Source organism: Caulobacter sp. FV2ye17ST (assembly GCF_058680955.1).
Map to the genome: position 1 here is coordinate 634,922 of NZ_CM178727.1, position 17,843 is coordinate 652,764.

Sequence of the window (17,843 nt, forward strand, 5' to 3'; positions counted from 1 at the left end):
TGTCACCACCCCGTCGGCGGCCGGTCCAGCCGCGCCTCGGGGATCAGGGCCCGCATCTTCCGGCCAAAGCTCCGCAAGCTCACCTCCGAGCTCGCCAGCGGCCCCGCCGTGAAGCTCCGCGACGCCATGCCCTCCTGCACCCGGGCCACCAGCTCTGTGTCCTCGGCGTTGACCTGGCGGTTGATGCGCCAGTTCAGATAGCGGGCCGCCTTCATCTCGCGACGGTCGTCGGGCAGGGCGTAGGCGATCTCGCGGATCAGGGTCTGGGTGGACGAGACCGGGATGAACTGCATGAAGTCCACCTGGTCGGGATAGATGTCGAAGGCGAAGTTCGGCCACAGCTTGAAATAGGTCCACAGCCGCTTGCGCTCGGGCGGCAGGTGCGGAACGTCGGGCAGGAGGTCCTGATACAGCCGCTCGGACGGATTGTTCGACGGCTCGTCGATCAGTTGGCCCCACATCTTGTCGACCCAGGGCTCGGCCTCGACGCCATAGCCCTTGCCGAACAGCCGGGTCAGACCGGGGTGGGCGACGGGGATGTGCAGGCCGTCCGAATAGTTGTCGCTGATATTCTTCCAGTTCACCGTCCGGGGCCGCAGGGTGACCCGGCCGAACGGCTGGAGCTCCTCGAAGCGATAGTGGGCGACCTCATGGTCGTAGGGGGCCATCATCTCGGCGACGGATGGGCCATCACCCTCAAGCCGGGTGAACACGAAGCCGCGCCAGACCTCGACCTCGACCTTGACCAGGCCCTGCCTGTCCATGTCGAGCGCCGGATAGGTGTCGCGCATCGGCACGCCGATCAGCCGGCCTTCCAGGTCGTAGGTCCAGGCGTGATAGGGGCAGACGATGCGGCCGCCGCCCTTGCCACAGCTGCCGCTGGGGCCGTCGACCAGCCGCGCGCCGCGATGGCGGCACACATTGGTGAAGGCCCGCACGCCGCCGTCCTTGCTGCGCACCACCACGACGCTCTCGCCCAGGAAGTCGAGCGTGTGGAAGTCGCCGGCCTTGGGGATGTCGTTCAGATGGCAGACCACCTGCCACGAGGGGCGCAGGATCCTGTCCTGCTCCTCCTTGAAGAACCGGTCATTGCCGTAGGTCCAGCCGGGCAGGCCCCAGTCGGCTTGCGGGTCGGTGTGTGAGATCATCGCCCCACCACCGACAGCTTCAGCGCCGTGACGAAGTCCTTGTCGCGCAGGATCTCGCGCGCCGCGTTGCGCCCCGGATTGCCCGAGACCCCGCCGCCCGGATGGCAGCCGGCGCCGCACATATAGAGGCCTTTCAGCGGCCCGCGATGGCTGGCGTGGCCCAGCACCGGCCGCGCCGCCCACAGCTGATCCAGCGACATGTGGCCGTGCATGATGTCGCCGTTGACCAGGCCAAACTTCCGCTCCAGGTCGGTCGGCGACAGGATCATCCGCCCCAGGACCGAGGCCTTGAAGTTGGGGGCCCAGTCATTGACCGTGTCGATGATCAGGTCGGCCGCCGCCTCGCGCTCGTTGTCCCACGAACGGCCATCGGGCAGGTCCCAGGCGAACTGCTGGCAGAACAGGCTGGCCACGTGCTGGCCGGGCGGGGCCAGGGTGGGGTCCAGGGTCGAGGGGATCAGCATCTCGACGATCGGCTTCTTGCTGATGCCGTAGGCCTTGGCGTCGCGATAGGCCTCGTCCATGTAGTCCAGGCTGGGCGAGATCACGATGCCGCACTGGTGGTGCTCGGCCGAGACCTTGCCCGGCAGGCAGGTGAAGTCCGGCAGCTCCGACAGGGCCACGTTCATCCGGAAGGTGCCCGAGCCGTTCTTGTAGCCCTTGATGGCCTTGGCGAAGGCGGCGGGCAGGGCCGAGGGCGCGATCAGCTTGCCGTACAGCAGCGACGGATTGAGGTTGGACGAGACGATGGGGGCCATGATCTGGCGGCCGTCCACCAGCTGCACGCCCGTGGCCCGGGGGCCGTCCTTGCCGTGTTCGACATGCACCGCCTCGACCGGCGCATCGAGCAGGATCTCGACGCCCAGGGCCTCGCAGGCTTTCGCCATCGCCTGGGTGATCGCGCCCATGCCGCCGATGGCGTGACCCCAGGCGCCCTTCTTGCCGTTCACCTCGCCGAAGGTGTGGTGCAGCAGGACATAGGCCGAGCCCGGGCTGTCGGGACTGGCGAAATTGCCGACCACGGCGTCGAAGCCGAAGCTGGCCTTGACCGCGTCGCTCTCGAACCAGCCGTCCAGAAAGTCGCGGGCGCTCTTGGTGAACAGGTCGAGCAGGTCGCGCTTGCGTTCCTTGCTCAGCAGGGCCAGCCGGGTGCCCTGGCGGGCGCCGCGCAGCAGGCCGTGGATGCCGTCGCCCAGATTGGGCGGGGTCTCGGCGGCCAGGTCGCGCAGCACGTCGCCGATCTCGTCCAGCATGGCGTAATAGGCCGGCAGCACCTCGGCGTCGCGGCGGCTGTATTCGCGGAAGGCTTCCTGGGTGCGCTCGAGCCCGCCGCCCAGCTTCAGGTACTTGCTGTCGCTGATCGGCAGGAAGTTGGAGATCGGCCGCTCGACGATCTTCAGCCCGTGGCCGTGCAGGCCCATGTCGGCCAGCACCTTGGGGCTCAGCAGGCTGACCGTGTAGCTGGCCACCGAGTTGCGGAAACCCGGATGGAATTCCTCGGTCACCGCCGCCCCGCCGACCACGCCGCGCGCCTCGCAGATCGTGACCTTCAGCCCGGCCTTGGCCAGGTAGAAGGCGCAGACCAGGCCGTTATGGCCGCCGCCGATAATGACGGCGTCGCGGGTTTGGGTGGTGGCCATGTGATGTCGTCCCCGAGTTGAAGGGGAGAGGTTGCTATACGAGTGTATAATAGGCAAGGGCGCGCGGGTTCTCAGCCTCACGCGACTGCTCGCTGAAGGGATGGGAAGGGTCGCGGAGCGTCCGGACCACGTCCGGATGAGAATAGAAAATACCGTTTCGACGAAGCCGTTCGCTCCGCGTGGTCGTTATCCATCAGCGTCCCGTCAGGTGGCCCTGTTCAGGCCTTACCGGGAGCCAGTTCTCCACGTTTCCGCGAGGAACCGGCGGTCGAGGCGGGCGAGCCAATCTAATGACTAATGTACACACCCGTCTGCCCTCATCCACGCCAACGGCGGGCGGGTCCCGCAACGCCGGGATCCCCGGACCGGTCGAGTATCCCCCTCGACCCCAATCCCGCTCGATCACCCCCCGCCGCCGCAATGGTCGCTGGCCTTGCGCCCTTTCCTCGCGATGAGGTGGGATAAGAATACGGGAGGTTTCAGCGCGTCTGATGGGCGCGATCGATTATTTTTTAGTGCGTTGATTGTGCTGAAGTTTGCTCCCGAAAGAACGGGGATATAGCGCCGCCAATCCCCACACCTACCGTCATTCCCGCCCTTGTGGCGGGAACCCCTCTGTCCGCCGCAGGTGCGGAAGGGGCGAAGTGCGCGCGCACTTCGCTTGCGCTTCACGTGTCAGCTGAAACAGGCGTTCCCGCCACAAGGGCGGGAATGACGGTAATGTATTGGATTGGCGCCCCGCCCCCCTTCGCGCCGAAGGGAGCCATCCTTAAATCTCACGGCGAGACGATCGCCGGTCTGACCAGGTTGCTCAAGGACGGCGCTCCGCGCCGCCGCGGAGCGGCTGGCCGCAGGCCAGTCCTTGACCAACCTGGTCAGACCGGCACGCTGCAGCCTCCAAGAGATTTAAGGATGAGCGGGACGCGGGGCGTCCGCTTGTTGGCAATGAGCCAGAGGCCGCTTTCGACCCATTGCGGACCTTGGCACCTCGTGTGCCAATGGAGCCATGAGCAGACTGACCGAACAGAGCTATCGCATCGCCTTCCAACTCTACAGCAAGGACGGTGCTCGGGGCGTGGACGTGATGGAGTTCGAGGGTGGCGAAGTATACCTAAACGAACAGGAGAGGCGCGAAACCGGCGATTACGAGAACCGGCACGGCGGTAACCTTGTCGGACCGTTCACCTCCGCAGAAGCGGCGGAGACCTTCATCGTTGGGACGACGTGGTTTAACAACGGTCGGAATTAGGGTCGAAGCTGGAATGTCCTGTTTGAGGCGGCGGCCGGATTTCCGGTCCCGACCCTACGCGGGCATCTGACGCGCCTGCTATACAGCCGTCAGCCACCGGGACCGAACATGCCAGAGCTTCTGTTTGAAATTTGGGGAGATGGCCCGAAGGAGGGCGGAGGCAGCATGTTCGTCGTTCACCCTCAGAACGACAAGGTACGTCGATTGACGATGCCCACCGCCGTCCTGCTGCACAGCTTTACAGCGAAATCATCGTTCGAAGCTTTTCGACACAAGAACGATTGGTTCGGATACGACGCGTGGCAGCCGCCCGAGGACTTTGCCGACCAAGAGTTCACGGATCAGGAAATCGTAGAGCAGCGCGCATATCTACGCGACCGAAGCGGGGAATAACTCCGGTCCGCCAACCACCCTTCTAAAGCCTTCCGAGCAGGCCGCTGCCCTCAAGGGCAATTGCTATTGTCTCGGGCGCAAGCAGCGATCAGCGGCCAATCTTGATAGAGCCGATAGATCGCTGGACCGCGCCATATGAGGTAAGCGGCCAACGCGACTAAGACGACGGTCAAGGCGACGCGGGTCCGCTGCTTCATCCGGCCACGCTACCTACGCCCGCGTCCGCTTTCCACCCCTAGCCGAACTTCGCCCTGTCCGCTTTCCGGCATGGCGGCCAATGTCTGGTTTCGGGTGCTTGGCTGATTTCCGGACCCGACCCATTGCTGACGCTCCGAGATGGTTGCAGGTTGGTTGAATGAAGACGCTCACGGTCGAACCGGGCAAGTACATGAGCCCAGACGTTGGCCTGTCGGATGATTTCACCATTCGGACCGTCGATGATGCAGGTGAAGATATTCTGTTCGGCATTGAACCCCGAGAATGGCTTGAAGAATGGCAAATTGTTCGCCGTGCTGAGCTACCAGCGGGCGCGTCATACTCAAGGATACTGCTTGTTTCTGGGGCGTTGTTTAGCGTGCATTTCCTGACGAACCGCGATGGCGAGCGCTTCTGGCGATTTACTGTTTACGACATCACAAGCCGAACCAGCCGTAAGATCACTCTCGCGGATCATGAAGTCTCATCCTTGGCCGAGGAGGTTCGGCAGCGCCTCAATCTCTAACTTCGGCTATCCACCGTTCCCGAACCTTGGCGGTGTCCGCTTTTAGGCCACGTGTCGCTCGGCCTGCGCCGCCCAGCGCGTGGCGCTGGCCGAAAACCCTAAGCCCGCTCCGCCTTCCCCCGCGCCGTCAGCCAGTACATCACCGGCGTCGCCACCCGTGACAGCACGGTCGAGGTGATCAGTCCGCCGATGATCGCGATGGCCAGCGGCGAGTAGAGGCCCGACCGCTCCAGCGCCAGCGGCAACAGGCCGCCGATGGCCGTGACCGAGGTCAGCAGCACGGGCAGGAACCGCACCTCGCCGGCCTTCTCGATGGCGTCGTGCAGGCCCATGCCCTCGCGGCGCAGCTGTTCGGTGAAGTCGACCAGCAGGATCGAGTTCTTGATCTCGATGCCGATCAGGGCGATCAGGCCGATGGTCGCCGTGAAGCTCAGCGAGTTGCCGGTGAGGGCCAGGGCCGCCACCGCGCCGAAGATCCCGAACGGGATGATGCCGGCCACGACCAGGGCGGTCTTGAACTTCTGGAACTCCAGCACCAGCACCGCCAGAATGCCGAACACCGCCACCAGCACCGCTGCGCCCAGGCCCGCGAAGCTTTCCGACTGCGCTTCGGCCTGGCCGCCCAGGGTCAGGCGATAGCCGGGGGGCATGGGCAGGTCCTTTTCCATCCGGGCCACGACGTCCTGCGTCACCTTGGCGGCCAGGAAGCCGGTGGCGACATACGAGGTGACCGTCACCGTCCGCTCGCGGTCGAAGCGGTCGATGCGGGCGGGGCTGGATTTCAGGGTCGGGGTGGCCACGGCGTCCAGCCGCGCGGCCAGGCCGTCGGCGGTGGGCACATAGACGCCCTTCAGGGCCGACAGCGGGTTGCGCGCCGCGCCGTCGGCCTGCTCCATCGGCAGCCGCACCTTGACCGCATAGTCGTCGCCGTCGGGATCGCGGAAGCGGGCGGTTTCCTCGCCCGACAGGGCCAGCCGCGCGGCGCGGCGGGCCGCGCCGGCGGGCACGCCCAGGGCCGAGGCCTTGGCTTCGTCGACGCCCAGGTCCAGGTCGGTGCGATCCAGGCGGACGGGGTTGGTGACGTCGCGGGTCCCCGGCGTGGCCTTCAGGATCTCCTCGGCGCGGGCGGCCAGGGCCTTCAGCGCGTCCAGGTTCTGGCCGGTCAGGCGGATGGCGATCGGCGCGTCGATGGGCGGGCCGTTTTCGAAGGTGACGACGCTGATCCGCGCGCCCGGGAAGTCGCTGAAGTCTCGACGCAGACCGTCCAGCACCTTTTCGCTCTGGCCCGGCTCCCAGGCCTTCAGGCTGACAAAGACCTCGGCATAGGTCGTGGCGCTCTCGCGCTGCTGCTGGTTGTAGAAGATCTGCGGATTGCCGCGGCCCAGATTGGCGGCGCGCCAGGTGACTTCGGGCGTGGCCTTCAGGCGCTGCTCGACATATTTCAGGGCGCGGTCGGTGCGGGCCAGGGACGAGCCGTCCGGCGTCTCGATCCGCACCAGGAACTGCGGCGTCTCGGCCGGCGGAAACAGGCTGGAGCCGATCAGTTTCAGCATCGGATAGGTGGTCAGGCACAGGGCCAGCATGATCGCCAGCGCCACCCACGGCCGGGCCAGGGCGCGGTGCAGCACCGGGCGATAGAAGCGGTGGATGCCGCCATTGACCGCCTGCAGGATGGCGTTGCCCTCGGGGTCGGAGTGCTTGTCGAGGATCCGGCTGGCCAGGAACGGAATGATGGTCATCGAGACCAGCAGCGAGGCGGCGATGGTGCACAGCACCGTCACCGGCAGCGACTTGATATAGGCGCCCGAGCCGGCCGGCAGGGCCATCAGCGGCAGGAAGGCCAGCATCAGGGTCGCGGTGCAGCCGATGACCGCCAGGCCGATCTGGCGGGTGCCGTTGACGGCGGCTTCCGTACGCTCCTCGCCCTCGCGGATGCGGCGGGCGATGTTCTCGGTGATGACGATGCTGTCGTCGACCAGCAGGCCCAGCGACAGCACGAAACCGGCGATCGACAGCTGGTTGAGGGTGAAGCCGAAGGCCTGCAGCATCGACAGGCCGATCAGCAGGCTCAGCGGGATCGAGACCATCACCACCAGCCCGGCGCGCGGACCCAGGGGCAGCAGGGTGATCAGCACCAGCACGAGGGCGATGCCGAAATCGCGGAACAGATTGCTCAGGCGATGCTTGACGTTCTCGGCCTGGACGAAGCCGCGCTGCAGCTTCACGCCGGCGGGCAAGATTTTTTCATACTCGTCCAGCACCTGCTCGACGCTCTTGGTGATCTTGGCGACGTCCTGACCGTCTTTCTGGGTCACGGTCAGGAACACGGCGCGCTGGCCGTTGAAGCGGGCCAGATGGTTGGGCTCGGCCTGGGCCCAGGCCACCTGGGCGACATCGCGCACCCGGGTCACCTGGCCGCCGACGGCGCGCACCGGTGTGTCGCCCACGGCCTGCAGCGAGCGGAAGGCCCCGCCGGACTTGACGTTGAAGCGTCTCTCCCCGGCCTGAACGGCGCCGATCGGCGCTTCGGCGCCCGCCTGGCGCAGGGCGTCGGCGACGGCGCTTGCGGGCAGTCTCAGCGCGGCCAGCCGGGCCAGGTCCAGAGTGACCTGAACCTCGGAGGCGGGCGCGCCCCAATAGCGGGCCTCGCGCACGCCGGGCACGCGGTCCAGCCGCTCGCGCAGGCGGTCAGCGGTCTTTTCCAGGCGGCGCATCGGCAGCACGTCGCTAGTCAGGGCCACCTGGACGATGGCCACCTCGGTGGTCCGGGCGCGCTGGATGTCCAGCCGGGCAATGCCGCTGGGCAGATTGCCGCGAATGGCGTTCACCTCGCGCACCACCTGGTCGTATTTGCGCTCGGGATCGACATCCCAGGTGAAGTGGACCCGGACGACGGCCGCGCCGTCCGAGCTGGTCGACTCGACCTTGTCGATATTGTCCAGGCCGTCGACGGCGTCCTCGATCGGGTCGACGACCAGCTGCTCCATCTCCGACGGCTCGGCCCCCGGCAGCACGGCGCGGACGATGACGATGGGGATCGGGAAGTGCGGATCCTCGGACCGCGGAATGCTGGTGAAGGCGTTGAAGCCCAGCATGACCAGCAGGCCAAACGCCACCAGGGTGAACTGCCAGCGGTGAACCGCCAGTCCGGCGAGGTCGAACTTCACGGCTATTTCTCCCCGGCCAGCTTGGCCGGATCGACGAGGCGCACCTTCTCGCCGTCGCTGACGAAGCCGGCCCCGGCGGTGATCACCTGGGCGCCGTCGGCCAGGCCCGAGACCAGGGCGTCGTCGCCGTCAAAGCCGCCAAAGCCGACGGCCGTGCGGCGGGCGACGCCGCGATCCAGCCGCAGCACGAAGGCGCGGCCGCCCTGCGCTTCCAGCACGGCCTCGGCGGGAATGCGGGCAAATTGGCCGCCTGCGCTGGGCGCGGCGCGCACCGACAGCTCGGCGCTGGCGATCTGGCCGCTTCGCAGCTCGGGTCGGCCGGCCAGTTCGATCTCGACGGTGACGGCGCCGGTGCGGGTGTCGGCGGCCTCGCCCACGCGGGTGACGGTTCCGTTCAGCAGCTGTCCGCCCAGATCCTCCACCTTGACCCGGGCGCCGTCGCCGACCCGGACGCGCGCGGCGTCACGGGCGGCCAGCGGCAGGCGCAGGACGAGCGGGCTGGTCAGGTCGGCGACGCGCGCCACCACCTGGCCGGGCTGAACCACCTCGCCGGTCTGGGCCGTGCGGGCCAGCACCACGCCGGAGGCCGGTGAAACCAGCTGGGCCCAGCGCCGGTCAAAGCTGGCCGAGCTGTAGGCGGCCTGAGCCGATTTCAGCACGCTCTGGCGATCGTCCAGTCGCTGGCGGCTGACATAGCCCTTCTCGAACAGGGCCTTGTCGCGCTCGACGTCGCGGCGGGCGCGCTCGAGGTCGGCCGAGGTCTGCTGCTGGCGGGCGTCCAGACTGGCCGGATCGATCGTGGCGATGACCTGGCCGGCGCGGACGCTGTCGCCCGCCTCGACGCTCATGCGGGTCAGCACCCCAGCGATGCGGAACGACAGCGCCATCTCGCGCCGACGCTCCAGCGTGCCGGTTCCAGACACCGCGCCGGCGGCGTTGGGCGCGGCGACTTGCGCGGCCTCCACCGGCGTTGGCGGGGCGGGGGCTTCGGCCTGATTGGCCTTGCCGCCGCACGACGCCAGCAAGGGCACGACGGCGGCGAAGACGAACGGCCGCCACGCGCGTTGGAGAAGGGGCTGGGGAGAGCGCCGCATCGTCCTTGTTCCAGATCAATCAATGATAAGTTATCAGTGATAGATTGTTGTCGCTTGTCAAGCTTGGCGCGGAGTGATGAAGGTCGGAAAATGAAGACGTCAACCACGCGGTCGCCGCGTAAAGCCAAGGGCCACGGCGCCGAACGCCGCGAAGAGATTCTCGACGCCGCCCTGACCCTGTTCAGCGAGCGCGGCGTCCATGCCGTCTCGACCCGGCAGATCGCCGAGCTGGCCGGGATCTCGCAGCCGGCGCTCTATGCCTATTTCACCACCAAGGACGACATGGCCGCCGAGCTGTGCGTGCGGGCCTTCGCCACCCTGATCGAGCGGATGACCGCCGCGCGGGTCGGGCACGTGCCGACGGCGGAAAACTTCGAGCGGGCCCTGCGGGTCTATGTCGATTTCGGGGTCGAGAACCCCAACGCCTATCGGGTGGCCTTCATGATCGAGAAGGGCCCCCATGGCGAGTTCCTGGACAAGACCAACAGCCGGCCGATGATCGCCGGACTGGAGGCCTTCCACATGTTCCGCGACATCATCGGCGAGTACCAGGCCAAGGGCCTGACCGTTCTGGACGACGCGCAACTGGCCACCCAGACCCTGTGGGCCGGCCTGCATGGGTTGGTGTCGCTGCTGATCGCCCGGGCCGAGTTTCCCTGGGTCGAGCGCGAAACCCTGATCGCCGCCCATATCGCCATGCTGCGGCGTGGCGCGCTGAAATAGGGCGCTGACGCAGGGGCGTGGCAAAGTCGGCTCCGGGAGCCTATATCCGCGCCTTGATTTTACCGGAGCCTCCCATGGCCAAGCTGCAGCCCCTCCAGTCGTTCAGCCTGCAAGAAACTGAAGACGGTTATCGCCTGCTGGTCTCGGCCATCGGCGGCGACACCCTGTATGTCTCGATCACCGCCGAGCAGATGGACGACATCATCGACTCGCTTGAACTCGCGACCGGCGGCGACGCCGACGAGGACGGTGAAGACCGGGACGAAGACGAAGGCGCGTTTTAGGACACCTCCGCCGCCAGCAGTCCCGCGACGTCGCGCAGGGCCCGCGCCAGGGTCGAGGCCTTGGCCGGCGCGCCCAGCGATAGCCGAAGACCCTCGCGTGTGACGCCCGGCGCACGGAAGGTCTCGGCGTCCACCAGCGACAGGCCGCGCGCCCGCGCCGCCTCCAGAAGGCGGCCCCGGCGCCAGCCAGCGGGCAGCTCCAGCCAGACATGCAGGCTCTCGGGCCCGCCGATCGCCGTCGGCAGGATCTCGGCGGCCAGACGGCGCCGTTCGATCGCCTCGTGTCGCACGCCGTCCAGCACCCGCCGGGCGTCGCCCTCGCGAATCCAGCTGGTGACCACAGCCGCCATCAAGGGCGCGGGCATCTGGGCGATGGCGTGCAGAGCCCCGGCCGTCTCGGCCACGCGCTCTTCCGGCGCCGCGACGAAGGCGATGCGCAAGCCCGGCGACAGGGTCTTGGCGGTGGTGGCGATGTGGAACACGCCCTGCGGCCACAGACTGGCCAGGGCGGGCAGGGGCGCGGCCAGCGACAGGCCATAGGCGTCGTCCTCGAGGATCATCACCCCGGCCGCCCGGGCGACCCCGACGATGGCCTCGCGCCGCGCCAGGCTCATCGTCGCGGTGGTCGGGTTCTGGAGGGTGGGCGTGCAGCAGATCGCGCGGGGGCGATGCCGCGCGCACAGCTGCGCCAGGGCCTGTGGCTCCAAGCCTTCATCATCCATCGGGCAGGCGATGACCCGCAGGCCCCGTTGGGCGGCGGCGGTCAGCAGGCCCGGATAGGTCAGGGCTTCGACGATGATGGCCTCGCCCGGGCGGGCGATCAGGGCCAGCAGGGCGCTGAGCGCGGTCTGGGCGCCGCTGCCGATCAGCAGGCGTTCCGGTGAAGCCGCGCCCAGGGTCGGCGCCAGCCAGCTGGCCGCCGCCGTGCGCTGGGCCAGGGATCCGGCGCCGGGGTGATAGGCCATCAGCGCCGCCGGATCGGTGCGGGCCAGCACCGCGCCGGTCGTCTCGCGCAGCAGGGCGCCCAGGTTCAGACCTCGAGGCTGGGGCGGCAGGTTCATCGACAGATCGACCAGCCCGGCTTCGTCCTCGCCGACGCGCCCGCGCACGAAGGTGCCGCGACCGGCGGTTCCCTCGATCAGGCCGCGCTCGCGAGCGATGGCGTAGGCGCGGGTCACGGTGGTGAAGTCCACGCCGACCAGCCGGGCCACTTCGCGTTGGGCGGGGATCTGGTCGCCGGCCTGCAACTCCCCGTCCGCGATTGCCGCCTCCAGCGCCTGGGCCAGCCGCTGATAGACGGGACCGGTCAGGGCCTCGGCGCGTTTCAACCAGGCGGCGGACGGATGCGACAGCATGGCGGTTGTCTCGCGGCTCACAAATACATACATTGTATCCAGAATGTATGTATCAATTGCGCGATTGTAGGAAGGGCTTTCGATGGCCGATCCAGTCTACAACTCTCCCCTGCCCATCATTTCCGGCCTGCGTTGCCGCTGCCCGCGCTGTGGCGAGGGCAAGCTGTTCAGGGGGTTCCTGAAGCTGGCTCCGGCCTGCGACCGCTGCGGCCTGAGCTATGCCTTCGCCGACCCGGCCGACGGCCCGGCTTTTTTCGTGATGAGCGGCGTCGGCATCATCGTGATCGGCGTGTTCGCCTGGGTCGAGGTGGTCTATCGGCCGCCGATCTGGGTGCACTTCGTGACCGTGTTCCCGGTCCTGATCGCGGCGTGCCTGGGCAGCCTGCGACCCGTCAAGGCCTGGCTGGTGGCGTCGCAATACATCCACAAGGCCGAGGAAGGCCGGTTCGAGAGCGTCGGACGGCACGACTATGACAGCCGGCGGATGTAGGCCGCAGGGAGCGCTGCGCTACTTCTTCTCCAGCAGAAGCTGACCGCGCTTCTGCAACTGGTCCCTGATCTTGCCCGCGATCATGCCCAGCATGCCGGGCAGGACGATGTCGAGTTTCACCATGTCGCCCAGCACATCCATCGTGCCGCTGATCGTCTGGCCCATGGCCACGGCCGAGAAGGTCAGGGTGTCGCCGTTCCACGACTGATGAACCTTGTCGGCGCCGCCGCCGGGAATCTGGCCGGCCATCTGGGCGAAGCCGGTCTCGATCCGCCGCCGCGCCTCGGCCGCGCCGAGCTGGTGGGGAATGGTGATCGTGATCGGCTTGGACATGATGGGTCTCTGCTGAAGGTTCGGTATCAACGCCCTGAACATAGGAACGGTTCGGCGTCGCGGAACATGCGTCCGTTTCCGACGTAGGCAGGGGCGAGGTTGGGGCATCCCAGGAGGACGCCATGACCGACTACGCCATGCCCCACGCTTTTCAACCCACCCGCCGTCCCGCCCGTCCGGGTCGTCCAACCGGCGTTCTTGGCGCGATCAACTATGCGGGGGTTCTGCTGGTCTGGCTGGCCCTGTTCGTGGTCGACCGGCCGCTGGCGATGAAGGTGTTTCGCGAGCGCCGCGCCGACTCGCCGATCCGCCGCGACTGGTCCTGGTAGGGGTCTCGCCAAGGCCAGCGAACAATGACAAGCCTTGGGCCATGTCGCTGTCCGTCTCCGCCCGCGCCGTCCATCACCCGCTGAAGGCTCCTTTCCGCATCTCGCGCGGGGTCAAGACGGCGGCCGAGGTGGTGGTGGTCGAGGCCCGGAGCGGCGGCCATGTCGGACGTGGCGAGAGCGTGCCCTATGGCCGCTATGACGAGACCGTCGAGGGCGTGCTGGCCCAATTGAAGCCAGCCCTGCGGATGCTTGAAGTCGAGGGCGACGAGAGCGCGGCCCTGGCGCTGCTGGCGCCGGGCGCGGCCCGCAACGCCCTGGACTGCGCCCTCTGGGACCTGCGCGCCAAGCGCACCCGCGTTAGCGTCGCCGAGGCCACGGGCCTGCCGGTTCCCAGATCGCTGGTCACCGCCGTGACGGTCAGCCTGGATGCGCCCGAAGCCATGGCCGCCGCGGCGCTGGCCGTCGCCGACGCCCCGCTGATCAAGATCAAGCTGTCCGCCGAGGATCCCGCCGCCCGCCTGCGCGCCGTGGCGGGGGCGGCGCCGAACGCGCGCTTCATCGTCGATCCCAACGAGGGCTGGACGTTCGAGATCCTGCACGGCCTGCGCGCGCTGCTGGCCGATCTGCCGATCGCGCTGGTCGAGCAGCCCCTGCCGGCCGACGCCGACCAGGCGCTGGACGGCTATGATCCGCCCTACGTGATCTGCGCCGATGAGTCGGTGCATGTCGGCGGCGATCTGGCCGCCCTGCGCGGGCGCTATCAGGCGGTGAACCTCAAACTCGACAAGACCGGCGGCCTGTCCGAGGCCGTGCGCATGCTGGAGCAGGCCAGGGACCTGGGTTTCCAGCTGATGACCGGCTGCATGGTGGCCTCGTCGCTGGGGATCGCGCCGGCCCTACATCTGGCCGCCGGCTGTCAGTTCGCCGATCTCGACGGGCCGTGGTGGCTGGCGGTGGATCATCCCGGCGGGCTGCGGGTCGAGGGCGGGGTGATCACGCCGCCCAAGCCGGGGTTCTGGGGCGACGGGGTCGAGGCGGCGGGCCTGTGGCTTTGACCTGAAGGGCCGCATGCTCCGGCCCTGAAACCTGATCCGGGCGGCCGATGTCCACCGGTGTCATTGGCGTGCTATCGCTAGCCCGCGAGCGGAGACTCACGGGAGGTGGCGATGAACTGGCTTTGGATCGGCATGGCGCTGCTGGCGACCGTTCCGGCGGCGCGCGCCTCGGCCGAAACCCGCCTTCGCGTGGCGCCCACGGGCGCGGCCTATTCCAGCGTCCAGAGCGCGGTTGACGCCCTGCCCGCCGAGGGCGGGGTGATCGAAATCGCGCCGGGGACCTATCGCGAGAAACTCAACGTCTCCAAGGCTCATGTCCGCTTCAAGGGCCTGGGCAAGAAGCCCGACGACGTGGTGCTGGTCTGGGGCGACGCCTCGGCCACCATCGGCGGCACCTTCAAGAGCGCCTCGGTGACGATCACCGGCGACGACTTCCAGGTCCGCAACCTGACCATCGCCAACGACTATCACCTGAAGGCGACCGTGCCCTCCCAGGCCGTGGCGCTGTTCGTCAACGGCGACCGGGCGGTGTTTGATCGCCTGCGCCTGCTGGGCGCCCAGGACACCCTCTATGCCGGCCATCGCAGATGCGCGCCCGGCGTCGTTTGTCAGAACAGTCGGCAGTACTTCCGCGATACCTATATCGAGGGCCACATCGACTTCATCTTCGGCGACGGCAAGACGGTCTTCGAGCGCTGTCATCTGCACGCGATCGCCCATGACGGCGTGTTCTTCACCGCCCAGAGCCGCCTGACCCCGGAGCAGGACAGCGGCTATGTCTTCGATCGCGCCAGGGTGACCGTCGATCCCAGGGCGACCGGCGTCTTTCTCGGGCGCGCCTGGCGGCCCTACGCCACCGTGGTGTTCCTCGACTCCAGGCTGGGCAAGGGCCTTGACCCCAAGGGCTGGCGCGAGTGGACCCCGGGCAAGACCGAGACCTGGAAGACGGCCTATTACGCCGAGTATCGCTCCAGGGGGCCGGGCGCGAACCCCGGGGCGCGCGAGCCCTGGACCCATCAGCTGACCGGGACGCAGGCGAAGGCGTGGTCAGCGGCCAACTTCCTGCGCGGCGCCGACGGCTGGACGCCAAAGGTCGAGAAGTAGCGGCCGGCCCCCTTGATCCCGCCGCGCGGCGCGGCTCAGAGTGCGCCCATGGTCGAGAATCCCCTGGAACGCCTGGACACCTTCGAGCTGGTCAAGCTGGGCAAGGCTTCGGTGACGGTCGGCGGTCTCGCGGCCGCTTTGTTTATCATCGCCGTGGCCTTGATCGCCTCGCGGCTGACGGCGGCCGGGCTGCAGCGCCTGCGGGCCCGGGCGGCCGGCAGCGCCGCCTCGCTGTACATCGTCGAGAAGGTGCTGACCTACGGCCTGGTGATCATCGGCTTCGTGGCCGGCCTGTCGACCATGGGTCTGGACCTGACCTCGCTGGCGGTGTTCGCCGGCGCCCTGGGCGTGGGTGTCGGTCTGGGCCTGCAGGGCATGGTCAAGGACTTCGCCTCGGGCATTTCGCTGGTGTTCGAGCGGCTGGTGGCGGTGGGCGATTTCGTCGAGCTGCCCAACGGCCAGCGCGGTGTGGTGCATGAGGTCGGCCCCCGCGCCACCCGCATCCGCACCAATGACAGCACCGACCTGATCGTGCCCAACTCGGTGCTGGTCAACGATCTGGTCATCAACTGGACCCTGCGCAACACCAACCGCCGCATCCGCGTGCCGTTCGTCACCGCCTTCGGGGTCGACAAGCAAAAGGTGCGCGAGGCGGTGCTGAAGGCGGCCAAGTCGGTGCCCTTCACCTCGCCCGACGACGCCGTGCGCCGCACCCAGGTCTGGCTGGTCGGCTATGGCGAGCACGCCCTGAAGTTCGAGCTGATCGTCTGGCCCACCGTCGAGGCGGTGCGCCGTCCCGCGGCGATCTTCGCGGCCTATACCTGGGCCATCGACGACGCCCTGCGCGCGGCGGGGGTCGAGATCCCCTATCCGCAGCGCGACATCCGGGTGCGCGGCCTGTTCGGCGAAGAGGGCGAGGACGCGCTGACCAGCCTGAAGCTGGAACCCGCCGCCCGCCGCCGCAGCAAGGCCAAGGCCGCCAAGCCCGGCTCCAGCAACGACGCCGCCCTGGACCTGGAACGCGAGGATCCTGACGATCCCCCCATGTCGCCACCGCCCGCGCCGCCAAAGGGCTGAGGTTTCTGAACGCTGATAAGCTGAGGCCTTGACGCCCTTGCCGCGCCGCCGCAATCTTCTCGCAACTGCGAAAAGAGCAGCAAGCGTGACAGCCGAAAGTGGACGCCGGTTTCGGCGCCCGTCACGCGGCAATCAAAGACGGGGAGACTGCGGATGAAGACCGCGCGAGGCTTTTTCAAACCCTTGGCCATCGGCGCGCCCGCGCCCTACCGCGACCTGCCGGCCCGCGTCGAGCGCATGATCCACTTCGTGCCGCCGCATCTGGACAAGGTGCGCGCCAAGGTTCCCGAGATCGCGCCGACGGTCGATGTGATCCTGGCCAACCTTGAAGACGCCATCCCCGCCGACGCCAAGGACGCGGCCCTGGCCGGCACGATCGCCATGGCCCGCGACGTCGATTTCAAGGCCCTGGGCGTTGGCCTGTGGGTTCGGATCAACTGCCTCAACTCGCCCTGGCACCTGGACGAGGTCTCGACCCTGGTCGAGAAGGCCGGCGACAGGATCGACGTGATCATGGTCCCCAAGGTCGAGGGGCCGTGGGATATCTTCTACATGGACCAGCTGCTGGCCTCGCTGGAGGCCAAGCACGACGTCACCCGGCCGATCCTGCTGCACGCCATCCTGGAAACCGCCGAGGGCGTGATGAACGTCGAGCAGATCGCGGCGGCCAGCCCGCGCATGCAGGGCATTTCATTGGGCCCGGCGGATCTCGCCGCCAGCCGCGCCATGAAGACCACCCGCGTGGGCGGCGGTCATCCGGGCTATCGCGTCATCGAGGACCCGCACGCTGACGGCTCTCCCCGCGCTTCGGTGCAGCAGGACCTGTGGCACTATACCTTCGCCAAGATGGTCGACGCCTGCGCCGCCCACGGCATCAAGCCGTTCTACGGTCCGTTCGGCGCGATCGACGATCCGGTCGCCTGCGAGCAGCAGTTCCGCAACGCCTTCCTGATGGGCTGCGCCGGGGCCTGGAGCCTGCATCCCAGCCAGATCGCCATCGCCAAGCAGGTCTTCAGCCCGGCCCCCGACGAGGTGATCTTCGCCAAGCGCATCCTCGAGGCCATGCCCGACGGCACCGGCGTGGCGATGCTGGACGGCAAGATGCAGGACGACGCGACCTGGAAACAGGCCAAGGTCATGGTGGATTGCGCGCGGCAAATCGCGGGCAAGGATGCGGAGTATGCGGCGCTGTATGGGTTCTAGGCGGTAGATGCTCCCCCCGCTGGGGGAGGATCTTCTGGATATCACCCCACCGTCGTCACCACCCGCGCGCCCTGCGTCAGCAGTCGGTGGATCGGGCACATCTCGGCGATCTCCAGCAGTCGCCGGCGCTGATCGGCGTCCAGATCGCCGTCCAGGGTGATCTCGCGATCAAACCGTTCCGGCGGGGTCATGTCGGGCTCCCGGCTGCTGCGCACCTCGACATGCACCGCGCCGAGTGGCCAGTTCTTGCGCCTGGCGTAGAGGCGCAGGGTCATGGTGGTGCAGGCCGCCAGACCCGCCGCGACCAGGTCATGCGGATCAGGACCCAGGTCCAGACCGCCGGCCGAGACCTTCACATCGGCGACCAGGCTGGTCGGGCCGGCGGTGACGAAGGTCTGCAGGCCGCCGTGGCCGCTGTCGTCGGCGACGGCGCTGGGGCGTGGGGTGTCGGTCATGGCGGGGCTCCCTTCAGGCTTGC

18 protein-coding genes are annotated in these 17,843 nt (G+C 68.0%); 11 read left to right on the forward strand and 7 right to left on the reverse strand.

Features of this window, described 5'->3' with window-relative positions:
* Positions 1-2 precede the first annotated feature (2 nt).
* Both ACW17V_RS03100 and ACW17V_RS03105 read right to left on the reverse strand, forming a co-directional pair.
* The gene (locus ACW17V_RS03100; RefSeq protein WP_492107422.1) at positions 3-1,148 is read right to left on the reverse strand and encodes an aromatic ring-hydroxylating oxygenase subunit alpha; all 1,146 of its coding nucleotides are present in this window, start codon (positions 1,146-1,148) and stop codon (positions 3-5) included.
* Complete coding sequence (locus ACW17V_RS03105) at positions 1,145-2,788, reverse strand: phytoene desaturase family protein (RefSeq protein WP_492107423.1); 1,644 nt, start codon at positions 2,786-2,788, stop codon at positions 1,145-1,147. The genes ACW17V_RS03100 and ACW17V_RS03105 overlap by 4 nt, the downstream gene beginning before the upstream one ends.
* Before the next feature lie 1,006 nt (positions 2,789-3,794).
* Between ACW17V_RS03105 and ACW17V_RS03110 the strand changes: the two genes are divergently transcribed.
* From ACW17V_RS03110 to ACW17V_RS03120, 3 genes are all read left to right on the forward strand, one after another.
* A complete protein-coding gene (locus tag ACW17V_RS03110) occupies positions 3,795-4,037 on the forward strand; it encodes a hypothetical protein (protein WP_492107424.1) in 243 nt (80 codons plus the stop codon).
* A 108-nt stretch (positions 4,038-4,145) separates the two neighbouring features.
* A complete protein-coding gene (locus ACW17V_RS03115; protein WP_492107425.1) occupies positions 4,146-4,430 on the forward strand; it encodes a hypothetical protein in 285 nt (94 codons plus the stop codon).
* A gap of 355 nt (positions 4,431-4,785) precedes the next feature.
* Positions 4,786-5,151: a hypothetical protein gene (locus ACW17V_RS03120; RefSeq protein ID WP_492107426.1), complete on the forward strand. Its 366-nt coding sequence runs from the start codon at positions 4,786-4,788 to the stop codon at positions 5,149-5,151.
* Positions 5,152-5,249: 98 nt separating this feature from the next.
* Here the strand turns inward: ACW17V_RS03120 and ACW17V_RS03125 are convergent, their stop codons facing one another.
* Positions 5,250-8,318, reverse strand: coding sequence for an efflux RND transporter permease subunit (locus ACW17V_RS03125; protein WP_492107427.1), 3,069 nt, complete (start codon positions 8,316-8,318; stop codon positions 5,250-5,252).
* Between the two features lie 2 nt (positions 8,319-8,320).
* Positions 8,321-9,412, reverse strand: a complete 1,092-nt coding sequence (locus ACW17V_RS03130) for an efflux RND transporter periplasmic adaptor subunit (protein WP_492107428.1) — start codon at positions 9,410-9,412, stop codon at positions 8,321-8,323.
* Positions 9,413-9,502: 90 nt separating this feature from the next.
* Between ACW17V_RS03130 and ACW17V_RS03135 the strand changes: the two genes are divergently transcribed.
* Complete coding sequence (locus ACW17V_RS03135) at positions 9,503-10,135, forward strand: TetR/AcrR family transcriptional regulator (protein WP_492107429.1); 633 nt, start codon at positions 9,503-9,505, stop codon at positions 10,133-10,135.
* Positions 10,136-10,209: 74 nt separating this feature from the next.
* Positions 10,210-10,419, forward strand: coding sequence for a hypothetical protein (locus ACW17V_RS03140; protein ID WP_492107430.1), 210 nt, complete (start codon positions 10,210-10,212; stop codon positions 10,417-10,419).
* Here the strand turns inward: ACW17V_RS03140 and ACW17V_RS03145 are convergent.
* Positions 10,416-11,774, reverse strand: a complete 1,359-nt coding sequence (locus tag ACW17V_RS03145; protein ID WP_492107431.1) for an aminotransferase-like domain-containing protein — start codon at positions 11,772-11,774, stop codon at positions 10,416-10,418. The two genes, ACW17V_RS03140 and ACW17V_RS03145, sit on opposite strands and share 4 nt — an antisense overlap.
* A gap of 82 nt (positions 11,775-11,856) precedes the next feature.
* Between ACW17V_RS03145 and ACW17V_RS03150 the strand changes: the two genes are divergently transcribed.
* Positions 11,857-12,264 carry a DUF983 domain-containing protein gene (locus ACW17V_RS03150; protein WP_492107432.1) on the forward strand — a complete coding sequence of 136 codons (408 nt, stop codon included), beginning with the start codon at positions 11,857-11,859 and terminating at the stop codon, positions 12,262-12,264.
* A gap of 18 nt (positions 12,265-12,282) precedes the next feature.
* Here the strand turns inward: ACW17V_RS03150 and ACW17V_RS03155 are convergent, their stop codons facing one another.
* Positions 12,283-12,597: a polyhydroxyalkanoic acid system family protein gene (locus tag ACW17V_RS03155; protein ID WP_492107433.1), complete on the reverse strand. Its 315-nt coding sequence runs from the start codon at positions 12,595-12,597 to the stop codon at positions 12,283-12,285.
* Between the two features lie 122 nt (positions 12,598-12,719).
* Between ACW17V_RS03155 and didA the strand changes: the two genes are divergently transcribed.
* The 5 genes from didA (at position 12,720) to ACW17V_RS03180 (ending at position 17,365) form a co-directional block, all read left to right on the forward strand.
* Positions 12,720-12,926 (forward strand): DNA damage-induced SOS-independent cell division inhibitor A, encoded by a 207-nt coding sequence (gene didA / locus ACW17V_RS03160; RefSeq protein ID WP_492107434.1) that lies wholly within the window; start codon positions 12,720-12,722, stop codon positions 12,924-12,926.
* A 41-nt stretch (positions 12,927-12,967) separates the two neighbouring features.
* Positions 12,968-13,981 (forward strand): N-acetyl-D-Glu racemase DgcA, encoded by a 1,014-nt coding sequence (dgcA, locus tag ACW17V_RS03165; RefSeq protein WP_492107435.1) that lies wholly within the window; start codon positions 12,968-12,970, stop codon positions 13,979-13,981.
* 111 nt (positions 13,982-14,092) lie between these two features.
* A complete protein-coding gene (locus ACW17V_RS03170) occupies positions 14,093-15,085 on the forward strand; it encodes a pectinesterase family protein (protein WP_492107436.1) in 993 nt (330 codons plus the stop codon).
* A gap of 48 nt (positions 15,086-15,133) precedes the next feature.
* Positions 15,134-16,162, forward strand: coding sequence for a mechanosensitive ion channel family protein (locus tag ACW17V_RS03175; protein WP_492107437.1), 1,029 nt, complete (start codon positions 15,134-15,136; stop codon positions 16,160-16,162).
* Positions 16,163-16,315: 153 nt separating this feature from the next.
* Positions 16,316-17,365 (forward strand): HpcH/HpaI aldolase/citrate lyase family protein, encoded by a 1,050-nt coding sequence (locus ACW17V_RS03180; protein WP_492107438.1) that lies wholly within the window; start codon positions 16,316-16,318, stop codon positions 17,363-17,365.
* Positions 17,366-17,406: 41 nt separating this feature from the next.
* Here the strand turns inward: ACW17V_RS03180 and ACW17V_RS03185 are convergent, their stop codons facing one another.
* Positions 17,407-17,820 carry an OsmC family protein gene (locus tag ACW17V_RS03185; RefSeq protein WP_492107439.1) on the reverse strand — a complete coding sequence of 138 codons (414 nt, stop codon included), beginning with the start codon at positions 17,818-17,820 and terminating at the stop codon, positions 17,407-17,409.
* Positions 17,821-17,843: the final 23 nt, after the last annotated feature.